The organism is Tardiphaga sp. P9-11 (assembly GCF_008329525.1).
Taxonomy (GTDB): Bacteria; Pseudomonadota; Alphaproteobacteria; order Rhizobiales; family Xanthobacteraceae; genus Tardiphaga.
On the sequence record NZ_NPKQ01000003.1, the window covers coordinates 23,169 to 34,747 of the forward strand.

12 protein-coding genes are annotated in these 11,579 nt (G+C 62.1%); 2 read left to right on the forward strand and 10 right to left on the reverse strand.

Translation table 11 applies throughout. The features are described from left to right. Window positions 1-29: 29 nt before the first annotated feature. The 6 genes from CIW50_RS12825 to CIW50_RS12850 are packed head-to-tail and all read right to left on the reverse strand — an operon-like array spanning window position 30 to window position 4,976. Window positions 30-998 (reverse strand): Bug family tripartite tricarboxylate transporter substrate binding protein, encoded by a 969-nt coding sequence (locus CIW50_RS12825; RefSeq protein WP_172980311.1) that lies wholly within the window; start codon window positions 996-998, stop codon window positions 30-32. Between the two features lie 34 nt (window positions 999-1,032). Further along, window positions 1,033-1,383: a cupin domain-containing protein gene (locus CIW50_RS12830; protein ID WP_149531652.1), complete on the reverse strand. Its 351-nt coding sequence runs from the start codon at window positions 1,381-1,383 to the stop codon at window positions 1,033-1,035. Window positions 1,384-1,387: 4 nt separating this feature from the next. Continuing rightward, on the reverse strand, window positions 1,388-2,407 hold the full coding sequence (locus CIW50_RS12835; protein WP_149531653.1) for a quinone oxidoreductase family protein: 1,020 nt from the start codon (window positions 2,405-2,407) through the stop codon (window positions 1,388-1,390). Window positions 2,408-2,427: 20 nt separating this feature from the next. Next, entirely contained in the window at window positions 2,428-3,312 is an 885-nt protein-coding gene (locus CIW50_RS12840; RefSeq protein WP_149532070.1) for a beta-keto acid cleavage family enzyme, read from the reverse strand. Window positions 3,313-3,331: 19 nt separating this feature from the next. Beyond that, window positions 3,332-4,078 (reverse strand): SDR family NAD(P)-dependent oxidoreductase, encoded by a 747-nt coding sequence (locus tag CIW50_RS12845; protein WP_149531654.1) that lies wholly within the window; start codon window positions 4,076-4,078, stop codon window positions 3,332-3,334. A 7-nt stretch (window positions 4,079-4,085) separates the two neighbouring features. Beyond that, window positions 4,086-4,976: a dioxygenase family protein gene (locus CIW50_RS12850; RefSeq protein WP_149531655.1), complete on the reverse strand. Its 891-nt coding sequence runs from the start codon at window positions 4,974-4,976 to the stop codon at window positions 4,086-4,088. 106 nt (window positions 4,977-5,082) lie between these two features. Here CIW50_RS12850 and CIW50_RS12855 point away from each other — a divergent pair, with 106 nt between their 5' ends. Next, window positions 5,083-6,111, forward strand: a complete 1,029-nt coding sequence (locus CIW50_RS12855; RefSeq protein WP_246664256.1) for a LacI family DNA-binding transcriptional regulator — start codon at window positions 5,083-5,085, stop codon at window positions 6,109-6,111. A 382-nt stretch (window positions 6,112-6,493) separates the two neighbouring features. Here the strand turns inward: CIW50_RS12855 and CIW50_RS12860 are convergent, their stop codons facing one another. The 3 genes from CIW50_RS12860 to CIW50_RS12870 form a co-directional block, all read right to left on the reverse strand. Next, window positions 6,494-7,720 (reverse strand): ABC transporter substrate-binding protein, encoded by a 1,227-nt coding sequence (locus tag CIW50_RS12860; protein WP_149531656.1) that lies wholly within the window; start codon window positions 7,718-7,720, stop codon window positions 6,494-6,496. 63 nt (window positions 7,721-7,783) lie between these two features. After that, entirely contained in the window at window positions 7,784-8,113 is a 330-nt protein-coding gene (locus CIW50_RS12865) for an AtuA-related protein (protein WP_149531657.1), read from the reverse strand. A 2-nt stretch (window positions 8,114-8,115) separates the two neighbouring features. Continuing rightward, window positions 8,116-9,450: an acyclic terpene utilization AtuA family protein gene (locus CIW50_RS12870; protein ID WP_149531658.1), complete on the reverse strand. Its 1,335-nt coding sequence runs from the start codon at window positions 9,448-9,450 to the stop codon at window positions 8,116-8,118. A gap of 198 nt (window positions 9,451-9,648) precedes the next feature. On the opposite strand from CIW50_RS12870, the gene CIW50_RS12875 reads away from it, so the two are divergent. Further along, complete coding sequence (locus CIW50_RS12875) at window positions 9,649-10,560, forward strand: LysR family transcriptional regulator (RefSeq protein WP_149531659.1); 912 nt, start codon at window positions 9,649-9,651, stop codon at window positions 10,558-10,560. A 9-nt stretch (window positions 10,561-10,569) separates the two neighbouring features. Here the strand turns inward: CIW50_RS12875 and CIW50_RS12880 are convergent, their stop codons facing one another. Beyond that, a complete protein-coding gene (locus CIW50_RS12880) occupies window positions 10,570-11,550 on the reverse strand; it encodes an ABC transporter substrate-binding protein (RefSeq protein WP_149531660.1) in 981 nt (326 codons plus the stop codon). Window positions 11,551-11,579 lie beyond the last annotated feature (29 nt).

An 11,579-nucleotide genomic window follows, 5' to 3' on the forward strand; every position in this document is an offset into this window, starting at 1 on the left:
GGCGCGTCGCGTGCTGCAGGCCCGCATTCTTACTTGGCCACCCCGTCCGTCGACATCGCGACGAGCTTGCCATAGCGCTCCGCATCACTGCGCAACTCGGCTTCGAACGCTTCCGGCGTCGAGCTGGCGATGTCGGCGCCCTGCGCGGCGAACTGCTTGATCAGGGCCGGATCGCTGAGCGCTTCGGCGAGATCGCGCGCGATCTGGCTGACGATGGGTTTCGGCACCGCCGCGGCGGCGAGCATACCGAACCAGCTATCGTAGGTGAATTCGGGGAGCCCTGCCTCGACGAAGGTCGGCACGTCAGGCAGTTGCGCCATGCGGCTCTTGCCGGTGACTGCCAGTGCACGCAATTTTCCCGACTGGATCAAGTCGCCGCCGACGCCGAAGAAAGTAAAGGCAACCGAGGTGTCGCCGCGCATAATGCTGATCTGGGATTCCGGCAGTCCGCGATGCGGGATCAGCACCATCTTCGTCTGCGTGAGATGCCTGAATAGTTCAGCGGCGATACCGGTGGAACTACCGACGCCGGCAGAACTGTAGCTCAGCGAATCCGGCTTGGCCTTCGCCGCGGCGATCAGTTCGGCCAGCGTCTTGAACGGCGCATCCGGCGGCACGATCAGGATGGAGGGCGTCGATCCGACACGGCTGATCGCAGCGAAATCCTTGATCGGATCGAAGTTGAGGTTCTTGTTGACCACGCCGATCACGCTATGCCCGTTCGAGGTCAGCATGATCTGCGAGCCATCGGTCGGGCCTTTGGCGAGACTGCTGACACCGGCGATGCCGGGCCTGTTCTCGACGATGACCTGCTGCTTCCACTTCGCAGCAAGCTTCTCGGCTACCGAACGGGCAAGAATGTCGGTGAGGCTGCCCCCCGAAAACGGCACGATAATACGCACGAGCTGGCTCGGATAAGTCTGTGCAAAGGCTCCACTGCCCATCAGCGCCGCAGTCGCGGCGAGGCCGGATCCGATCATGAAGTGTCGGCGATCCATCATTTTCTCCCTTTAAGAACCAAGTGCCGGGCTTTCAGCCTCTGGCGGTGTTGGGCAGCGGCATTGCAAGCAAGACCACCGCCGGTCGTTTCGTCTCGTTGCGCAGCGCGCGCGTCTCGTTGGGCGCGATGCGGCAGGAATCCCAGATGCCGAGGGTGGCGGTGCCATCCGGCGTCTCGAAAGTCACCTCGCCTTCGAGGACGACATAGAACTTCTCCTCCGGCGAGGCCGAGGGCGTGATACCGCCACCCGGCAGAATCTGGCTCATGCCGAGCCACATCACATCGCCTGGCCCTGCGTCGCGGCCCTGCAGGCGGAACATCCGCATGTCATTGTGGCCAGGGGCTTCGTAGCGAGGAGCATCGTTCAGGCGGACGACATGCATGGCTTCACCCGTTCGGTTGAAAAACGAGACGGTCGCGCGAAGAGCCGAGCACGGCGACATAGGCCTCTGCAGCGCGCTGCAGCGGGTAGATCGCGTCCGGCTTGATCGGAAACGGCTTCAACGCGCCGCTGGCGAAACCCGGCACCAGCTCACGCAGGATCTCGCCGGCTTCCGGCGATGACAGCGACAGCGAGTCGACACCGAAGAAGGTGTGCTTGCCGCGATAGAAGGCGAAGATGTCGAACGGCACGGTGGCCTTGGTTGAGGCAATGAATATCTGGCGGCCGAGATGCGCGAGCGACTTCGTGCCAGCGTCGTAATATGGCTCACCGACGGTGTTGTAGACAATGTCCGCGCCCTTGCCGCCGGTGAGTTCGCGCACCGTCGCGGCGACATCATTGCGGCTGGAGTCGATGACCGTCACCTCGCCATGGGCATGGCCGGCATATGGCTCGTCCTTGCGGACGACGCCGATCACGCGGGCGCCCTGCCATGATGCGATCTGCGTCACCGCCTGACCGACCTTACCGTTCAGGCCAAGGATCAAGACTGTCTCGCCGGGTTTCGACATGCCGCTGCGGCGAAAGCCTTCCTGCGCGGTGACGAAGGGCACGCCGATGCCAGCCGCCTCCGCGAGGCTGATGTTTGCCGGCTTCTCGACCAGCGCAGACGCTTCGACGACCAGGTGCGTAGCATGGGTGCCGTCGCGGCCGATCCCGAGTTGACCCGACGAGCCGAACACTTCCTTGCCGATCAGTTCGGCCGGACCGTCGATCACAACGCCGGCGAAGTCGCGGCCAGGCGTGCGGGGAAAGACCGCATGCGGCATCAGACCGAGCGTCGCCTTGGCGTCCGACGGATTGATCGCAGCGGCCTTGATCTCGACCAGCGCATCGCCTGGCCTGACGCAGGCCAGTGTGCGTTGCTCGATGCCGAGCGCTACATTCTCGATGCGATCAGCCTTGGCGGCGACCCGCAGGCATGTTGCGGTGACGCTGGAGGAAGTCTTGGCGGCTGCAGTCATTTCAGTCCTCGAATGCAGTGTTATGCAGCGCCCGGCAAATCAAACAGTGCACGCGCCTCAGCAGGCGTCGCGATCTGCGCGCCGAGTTCCTCGATGATGCGGCGTGCCTTGTCCACCATCACAGCGTTCGACGACGCCAACACGCCGCGGCCGAGCATCACCGCATCTTCTAGACCGGTGCGGGCATGACCGCCGGCGAGCACCGATTGCGCCACCATGGGAAATGTGGAGCGGCCGATGCCGATGGCCGTGAAATGCGCATCCCGCGGCAGCAGGCCGCGCGCATATAACACCGTTTCCGGCGAGGGCTGGAAGCCGTATTTCACGCCCATCACGAAGGAGGTGAGCGCCCGGCCGCTGAGCGTGCCGTCGGCGAGGAGATCGTGCAGCAGCGCGATATCGCCGGAATCGAACAGTTCGATCTCGGGTTTCACGCCGGCCTCGCGGATGACCTTCGCCATACGGCGCACATTGCCGGGCGTGTTGATCACCACCTGCCCGCCGGAATTCATGGTGTTGAGATCGAGCGTGCAGATGTCGGGCTTCAGCGCCGTGATATGGGCTACGCGTTCTTCCGGGTTCATCAGCGTGGTGCCGGCGGCGGCGACCTTGGGATCGTCCTGCGAAGGCACGAAGCGACCGCCAGGACCGGTGGTGATATTCAGGATCAGGTTGCGATTGCGCGCGCGAATACGCGCCACGACGTCTTGATAATATTCGAGCTTCATCGACGGCGCGCCGGTTCCGGGCTCGCGCACGTGGATATGCGCGACTGCCGCGCCGGCTTCTGCGGCACCGAGGCAGGCGTCGGCGATTTCTTCCGGCGCGATGGGCAGATGCGGGGTCTGGTCCGGCCGCGTCAGATTGCCAGTAACGGCGCAAGTGACAACGATCTTGTCGAGCATCGGGCGCATCAATCTCTCCTTACAACGCCCGACCGCCGTCGACGACGATCAGCGAGCCGGTAGAATAGGTCAGGTGGGTGGCGCAGGCCGCGATCGCACGGCCGACATCCTCGGCCGTCGCGACGCGCCTGAGCGGAATGGTCCCTGCGACCTTTTCAAGCGCGGCCGCATCGCGGCCCGGCACAAAGTCGGTGGCCACCACACCAGGCGACACCGCCATCACGCGCACCGCGGGTGCCAGCGCCCGCGCGAGCGACTTGGTCATGGTGTCGATGCCGGCCTTGATCGCTGCATAAGCGAGGTTGGAGCCAACGCCATTCAATCCCGCGATCGAGGATACGTTGACAACGAGCCCATCTCCGCCGGCCTTGAGCAGCGGCGCGAAGGCACGGATAGCGGCAAACTGGCCACGCCAGTTAACCTTGAACATGTCGTCGATGAAATCGTCAGTCAGCGCATCCAGGTCGCTGATCGGAATGGGCTTTGTATAGCCAGCGCTGTTGACCAGGATATCGCAGCGCCCGAAGGCCCGCTCGACCTCTGTGGCGAGTACAGTCAGCGTCGCAGTGTCCTCGACAACAGCACGACGGGCGAAATGCCCCTCACCCGGAAGATTCGTTAGCAGTGCATTCGCCGCAGCTTCATCGGAGCGCCAGGTCACGACAACACTGGCGCCTTCCGCTGCGAAGGCCTGTGCGGCAGCGGCGCCGATGCCACCCGAGCCGCCGATCACCACTGCAACCTTACCCGCGAGAACATTCAGCATCGTCAACTCACTTGATGGGAGGTTGCGGGAGCGCGGCCTCGCCGGGCTCCATCACGAAAGTGTAGGACAGGCTGAACCATTCACCGTTGACGTCCGGTGCGGGCAGCACGCCTTCACCCTTCTTGAAATCGCCGATCAGCGCGCGCGTCACGCCGAACACGACGTCGCTCTCCAGATGCTTATCGTCATCAACGAAGATCTGCGTGATCAGCGTTTTGAATCCCGGCTTGAAAGCAAGCACATGCAGATGCGCCGGCCGGAATGGATGCCGGCGCTGCGCGGCCAGCATTTCGCCGGTCGGACCGTGGGTCGGCACTGGATAGCCAGCAGGCTTGACCGAGCGGAAGGCGAAACGACCCTCGGCATCGGTCTCGAAAACGCCACGTAGATTCATGTCGGCCTGACCGGCGTCCTGGTTTTCATACATGCCGGATGGCGACGCCTGCCAGACGTCGACGCGGACACCCGAGAGCGGTGCTCCCTGCGCATCAGTGATGCGGCAATCGACGAACAGTGGTGCACCGGGCGTCGGCGAACGCAGGATCGAGGCACCATTCTCCACGCGCGGAGCGTTCGCCCGCCAGAATGGCCCCAGCAACGCTGCTGCGGTCTCGGTCGCACCGTCCTGGCCATTGTTCAGAAGACAGACCAAAGTCGAAAGCCCGACTGCATCGCTGAACAGCACGCCCTCATTGTGAGTGTCATTCGTCGCCTGGCCGATGCGATTCAGAAAATCGATGGCGAACTCGAACTCTGCCTCGGTCAGTCGGACCTCGCGCGCAAAGTCGTGGAGATGGCGAACGAAGGCGCCCATGACCGTGCGCAGTCGCTCATTGGGCGCGCCGCTCATCGCGTCGAGCACGGCCCCGGTAACATCTTCTTGGCGGGTAATGATCATAGCCGCTTCCTCAACATTGCGATCTCACAGTCAACGACATGCGCAATCGATTGCACAGTTAGCGCAATCGATTGCGCTCGTCAATATCAACGACTAAATTGAAGCTGTGGCTGGAATCACGACGATCAAGGACGTTGCGCGCGAGGTGGGAGTGCACCCATCCACCGTGTCGCGGGCGCTCGACCCAGCCCGGCGCGGCCGGATCGGAGAACCGGTCGTACGGCGGATCCTGGAAGCGGCGGAACGCTTAGGCTATCACCCCGATACGGTCGCCGCGAGTCTTCGGAGCGGGCGCTCCAACCTGGTCGGCATCATTGTCCCGGACATTGCGAATCCTGTCTTCTCGCCGATCATCAGCGGGCTCGAAAGCGTTCTATCAGAGCGGGGTTACGCACTGATCGTTGCCGATCCGCAACCGCAAAGGTCAGGCGACAGCGACATCATTCAACGGCTCGTGGCGCGCCGTGTGGATGGTCTTGTGCTGGCAAATGTCGCGCTTCATGACGACACGGTCGAGCGCTGCGTGAGCTGGCAGGTTCCCGTCGTGCTGGTCAATCGCGCGGAAGCGGAGGCGCGTGTGCCTTCGGTGGTTTCGGACGATGTGGCCGGGATGCGCCTGGCCGTCGCGCATCTTCTTGAACTCGGACACCGCCATATCCTCCACCTCGCCGGTCCGCAGACGATATCGACCGGTTCGCTCCGACGCCGCGGATTCGTGGAAGCCATGAGCGCTGCAGGCCTTGCGCCGGTCGACGATGATATTGAAGAAGCCGAAGCATTCACGAGAACCGGCGGACACGCTGCCGCGCTTCGATTGCTTGCACGACGACCTCAGGCGACCGCAGTCGTCGCGGCGAACGATCTTCTCGCGCTCGGCGTTTACGAGGCCTTGAGAGAAATGGGCAGGCGATGTCCGGAAGATCTATCGGTGATCGGTCACAACGACATGCCGCTAGTCGACCTGGTGGACCCACCGCTCTCCACAATCCGCATCAGCCACCGCGAGATGGGTGAACAGACCGGCGAACTCCTGCTTAAACTGATCAAGGACGTCCATGGAGAAGTGTCTCACGTGGTGACGGCTCCCCTGCTCGTCGTGCGCCGTTCGACCCAGCCGCCGCCGGTCCCGCGATAGCCGTCAGTTACAAGCTCGCCCACATGTCAGCGATGCGCCGGGAGCTGCCCGTGGTTCAACGCCTAGCCGAAAAGACCATGATTCAGCGGCAGTTCGTGGCTGACGTTCGGTGGCTTCATTTATCACCTCAACTCAGTACCCAAGTTCCAACCACGGCCCTCCCCTTGTTCCTACTCAGCCCTGCACTCCGCTTATTGGTTGGGCGAAGCTGGCCGAGGGCATTCAATTTGGACGTCGTTGGACAATACCGGTAGCTGTGGTGATGCCAGCTGCATTCCGCATTCTTCTTGTGTGATAGGTAAGCCTCACTCACCCTCCGGAAAAATCGCGGACAAAGGCATCTTTGCCCGCGACGATCAATGCAAAGACCTATCTACTAGGTTTACTTCTTGCTCATCACCATCGGGCATGCGCTTGCGGAAAGCGGCGAGAAGGCTTCCTCGCTGGTCACGGTCGCGAGGATCTTGAACACGTCATAGGGGTCGCTGACCTCGCTCTGCTTCTTCACCTCGGCGAGGTACATGTCGTGGACCATCAGATTGTCCGGGCGCAGCTTGCCGTTGCGGAGGAAGGCGTCGTTGAAGGTGCGGCCCTGCAGGTCCTTCATCACCGTGGCTGGATCCTTTGTATTCGCTGCTTCCACAGACTTGATGTAGTTCAGCGTCGATGAATAGACGCCGGCCTGCATCATGCTCGGCGGCTTGCCCATCTTGGCCGCATAACGCTTGGCAAATTCACGCGTACGATCGTCCATATTCCAGTAGAAGCCGGACGTCACCAGCAGGCCCTGCGCGCTCTTCAGGCCGACGCTGCGGATGTCATTCACATCGATCAGGAGCGCGATCATTTTCTGGCCACCGCTCAGCAGGCCAAATTCCTCGGCCTGCTTGATCACGTTCTGCGTATCACTGCCGGCATTGGCGACGGCGATCACCTTCGCGCCCGACGATTTGGCGGTCAGTAGCTGCGAGGAGAAATCGGCGGTGTTGATCGGGTGCAATGCGTGGCCGAGCGACTTGCCGCCGCCCTTGGTCACGACCTCCGTCACGTCGCGCTCGAGCGCATGACCGAAAGCATAGTCGGCTGCGATGAAAAACCAGGTATCATTGCCTTGCTTCAGCAATGCCTTGCCGCCGACATTGGCGAGCGCATAGGTGTTGTAAGTCCACTGGATGAAGTTCGGCGAACAGAATTTTCCACTCAGATCCGCCGAGCCGCCAGCGGATGTGATGAACATCTTGTTGCGCTCCTTGGCGAAGGTCTGCACCGCGATACAGACCGACGACACCGGCACGTCGAGAATGACATCGACGCCTTCCTGATCGTACCACTGGCGCGCAATATTGCCACCGACGTCGGGCTTGTTGAGATGGTCGGCGGAGATTAGCTGGATCGACTTGCCGAGCGCCTTGCCGCCGCATTCATCGATGGCGAGCTGTGCCGCAGCGACCGATCCCGCACCGCCGTTATCAGCGAACAGGCCGGTCATGTCGGTGAGCACACCGAATTTCAGCGGCGTATCCGCCGCGGCGTGAACAACCGCAGGCGAAAAAACGGCAGCGCTAACGCCGGTCGCACCTAGCCCGGCCAGAAATGTACGTCGCTTCATTAATTGTCCTCCCTGTTTTTGGTTTTTTGGTATGAAAGTATCATCGTCCTGTTGTGACGAAGATCATGACGAGCCGGATGACGCTCCTATGTCCGGCAGCTCGAATTCAAGTAGCGCAGAGCTCAATGATTTTCCGTGCGTATCCAGCGCGAGCGACCTCACTACGCCGCCGCCAAGCGCACCCGTCAGCACGAAGTTCAGGGCGCCAAGCGCCGGTATCTCATAGCGCGCGACGGTGCCAGTGATGGTGTCGCCGAAATGCTCCGCGACGCAATCGGCCGTCACATGCTCCGCCAGAAATGCGAAGTCCCCCATGTCGAAAGCGATGACGGAAACATTGGACGTGTCGCCCTTGTCGCCGCTGCGTGAATGCGCAATTTCATGGAGCTTCATGGTCATGCCTCCATGAATGTGACTGATGACGTCACGACACTGTCGGGCAACAGCGCCGAGGCGACGCCAACGATTTCCCGCGCCGATTTCCACGCGCCACCGCCGCCGGCCGGGCCGTTGGTGTAGAGCGTCTCGACTTCGTTGCCGATCTTTATCGCTTCCGCGAGCGTGTCCGTGCGCGCAGCGACGCGAACACGAACTTCATAGGGTTCGTGACCTTCGGCCAAGGTGTCGCCATGCAGCGCGTTGACACCGATCAGATCGAACCGGCTTTCCGTCATCTTCACACCGGTGAGCGCGAGACGTTCACGCACGATATCCAGCGCGAGACGACCGCGCGCGGCGGCATTGGCGCCGGCGTAGGAGATTTCGCCCTCGCCTATATAGCTGTCGAGATAGCCGACCGAGGTCTTCAGCAGGCCTGTCTTGGGCGTGCCGCTGCCGCCAGTAACGTGGACACGATCTGGCCCAGTTTCCTCGACGCGGACCTGCGAAAAGTCAGCAACGACGTCCGGTTGATAGTAGCGGGTCGGATCGTGGATTTCGTAGAGCAACTGCTCCGTCACCGTCGCGCGCGTGATCTGGCCGCCGGAGCCCGCGACTTTGGTAACGACAAGATCGCCATCCTCGCGCACCTCGCCGATGGGAAAGCCGAGCCGCGCGAGGCCCTGGACGTCCTTGACGCCCGGATCCGCGAAATAGCCGCCCGTGATCTGGCCAGCGCATTCCAGCAGATGGCCGACCATAGTGCCCTTGCCCAGCAGGTCCCAGTCGTCCATCGCCCAGCCGAATTCGTGCACCAACGGCCCGAGAAACAGCGCCGGATCCGCCGCGCGGCCGGTGATGACGACATCCGCGCCGCCGGCCAGCGCTTCAGAAATCGGTGCAGCACCTGTATAGGCATTGGCCGAGATCACGCGATTGCCGAGCGCCTTGACGGAGCCGCCCTCGTCCAGCGCAACGTCGGACATGCGCGCCTGGTCCAGCACATCGTCACCGGTCACGGCCGCGACCTTGAGTCCTGTCAGACCGAGCGCCCTCGCGATGTCACGCGTTGCCTGGGCCGCAGCGACGGGATTCGCTGCACCCATATTGGTGACGATCTTGACGCCATTCTTCCTGCAGATTGGGAGCACCGCCTTCATGCGATCGGCGAGCAGCGGATCGAAGCCGCCTTGCGGGTCCTTCAACCGGTCCTGTTGGGCCAGCGCGATGGTACGTTCGGCAAGACACTCGAAGACGAGATAATCGAGGTCGCCGCTTTCGGCGAGTTCGATCGCCGGTTCGATCCGGTCACCCGAATAGCCGGCGCCGGATCCGATCCTGATGGTGCGCACGTGCAGTTCTCCCTGGGTCAGACTTACGCGCAGTCACATCGCGCAAAGCGCGATGGCTGCATGTCCTCTCCCCATCTCATTTTCGAACATGTCGCGGGCCTGAAAAGGCGATGACGAGCATGTCGCTTTGGATCATTGAAGCCAGAACGACGCCCCTATTCAATTGAATAAATTCTATCCCATTGATAGATATTCGCTATGGATGTGAATCTCCGTCAAATCCGCTCCTTCGTCGTCGTCGCCCAAGCCGGCAGCTTCACCCGCGCCGCGGAGATGCTGCATCTGGCGCAGCCGACATTGACGGTTCAGATCCGGCGCCTTGAAGAAACGCTCGAGGTGAAACTGTTCGACCGCAACACCCGCTCCGTCGAACTCACGCGCATGGGCCGCGAGTTGCTGCCGGTGTTTCAGCGCATGATCCGGGATCTCGATGCGGTCGTCGTGAACACCCGCGATATCGCGGCCAAGCGCCGCGGCGTGGTGCGGATCGCGGCACTTCCCTCCGTCGCCGCCGGCGCCTTGCCCGAAGCCATCAAATCGTTTCGTGAATCGCAGCCCGGCGCCTCCTTCGTGTTGAAGGACGTGATTGCCAACCGCGTGCTCGACCTCGTCCACTCGGAAGAGGTTGATCTCGGCATCATGGGCGGCAGCGTCAACGGTCACGACGTGGAAGTGCTGCTTGAGGTGCGCGACCGCATGCACGTGGTGTTTCCGGCGAAGCACCCGATCGGCAGTATTCGCAAGGTCACCATCGACGAACTGATGAAATATCCGCTGGTCCTGATGGATCCCGCGACCAGCGTCCGCGCCATCGTCGACGGCGCCTTCCTGACCGCGGGACACATCGCGCAGCCCACCTGCGAGGCGACCTATATGATGACCGCCATCGCCATGGTGCGCGCGGGACTCGGCATCACCATCCTGCCAGGCTCCGCACGCGAGATCGGCGCGGAGCCGGACCTGTGCTCGCGGCAGATCGACGTCGCGGATTTCTCACGCGCGATCACCATCATCAAGAAGGCAGGTCGCACGCTGCCGCCGATCAGCGAGGCCTTTGGCGATCACCTCGCCAAGTCAATGGGCGCACAGCCCCTGTTCGCGCACCGCTGACGCCAGCGATTATTTCATCGCATCATAGACTGCGAAGCTGTAAGCGCCTTCGGGCTTCTTGGTGATCACCGGGTCCGATCCGCCCGACATCAGTGTTGCGACCGTGCGGTCGTAATCCTTGACGTCGAGCTTGCCATTCGCATCGCCGAGCAGCTTGCTGACCTCGGTCATCATCCGCTTCTGATCTTTCGCCGTTTTCGCGCCAGTGGAATCACCGGCGAGGATGATCTTCACCGCTTCGTCGGGATTGACCTTGGCATAGTCCCAGCCCTTCATCGACGCCTTCACGAACTTCGCCATCTTGGCGACGAAGGTGGGATCCTTGAGATTCTTGTCGAGCACCCAAAGACCATCCTCCAGCGTGGCGACCCCCTCGTCCTCGTATTTGAACACGGTGAGCTGGCTCGGCTTGTAGCCGCCATCGATCACCTGCCAGTATTCGTTATAGGCCATGGTCGACACGCAATCGGCCTGCTTCTGCAGCAGCGGATCGACATTGAAGCCCTGCTTGATGATCTTGACGCCGGCCGGCGAGCCGTCGGTCTTGTAGCCGAGCTTCGACATCCAGGACAGGAACGGATATTCGTTGCCGCCATACCAGACACCCGTGACCTTACCCTTCAGGTCTGTCGGCTTCTTGATGCCGGTTTCGGCGCGGCAGGTGAGTTCAAGCCCGGACTTCTTGAAGGTCTGTGAGATATTGACCAGCGGCACGCCCTTCTCGCGCGACGCCAGCGCCGACGGCATCCAGTCCACCACCACATCGGCACCGCCACCGGCGATGACCTGCGGCGGCGCGACGTCGGGACCGCCCGGCTTGATGGTCACGTCGAGTCCGGCGTCCTTGTAGAAGCCCTTCTCCTTGGCCACGAAGTAGCCGGCGAACTGGGCCTGCGCGACCCATTTGAGCTGGACGGTGACCTTGTCCGCCGCCTGCGCGGAGCCGAGCGACAGGGTCATCGCCGCGCCAAGTGCCATGATCTTCTTCATGCCCAACTCCGGAACTGGCGAACCTGCCG

Bases quoted from the DNA above. Each gene is read 5' to 3' on its own strand.
- CIW50_RS12825 (WP_172980311.1), bottom strand. From the start codon at position 998: ATGGATCGCCGACACTTCATGATCGGATCCGGCCTCGCCGCGACTGCG.
- CIW50_RS12830 (WP_149531652.1), bottom strand. From the start codon at position 1,383: ATGCATGTCGTCCGCCTGAACGATGCTCCTCGCTACGAAGCCCCTGGC.
- CIW50_RS12835 (WP_149531653.1), bottom strand. From the start codon at position 2,407: ATGACTGCAGCCGCCAAGACTTCCTCCAGCGTCACCGCAACATGCCTG.
- CIW50_RS12840 (WP_149532070.1), bottom strand. From the start codon at position 3,312: ATGCTCGACAAGATCGTTGTCACTTGCGCCGTTACTGGCAATCTGACG.
- CIW50_RS12845 (WP_149531654.1), bottom strand. From the start codon at position 4,078: ATGCTGAATGTTCTCGCGGGTAAGGTTGCAGTGGTGATCGGCGGCTCG.
- CIW50_RS12850 (WP_149531655.1), bottom strand. From the start codon at position 4,976: ATGATCATTACCCGCCAAGAAGATGTTACCGGGGCCGTGCTCGACGCG.
- CIW50_RS12860 (WP_149531656.1), bottom strand. From the start codon at position 7,720: ATGAAGCGACGTACATTTCTGGCCGGGCTAGGTGCGACCGGCGTTAGC.
- CIW50_RS12865 (WP_149531657.1), bottom strand. From the start codon at position 8,113: ATGAAGCTCCATGAAATTGCGCATTCACGCAGCGGCGACAAGGGCGAC.
- CIW50_RS12875 (WP_149531659.1), top strand. From the start codon at position 9,649: ATGGATGTGAATCTCCGTCAAATCCGCTCCTTCGTCGTCGTCGCCCAA.
- CIW50_RS12880 (WP_149531660.1), bottom strand. From the start codon at position 11,550: ATGAAGAAGATCATGGCACTTGGCGCGGCGATGACCCTGTCGCTCGGC.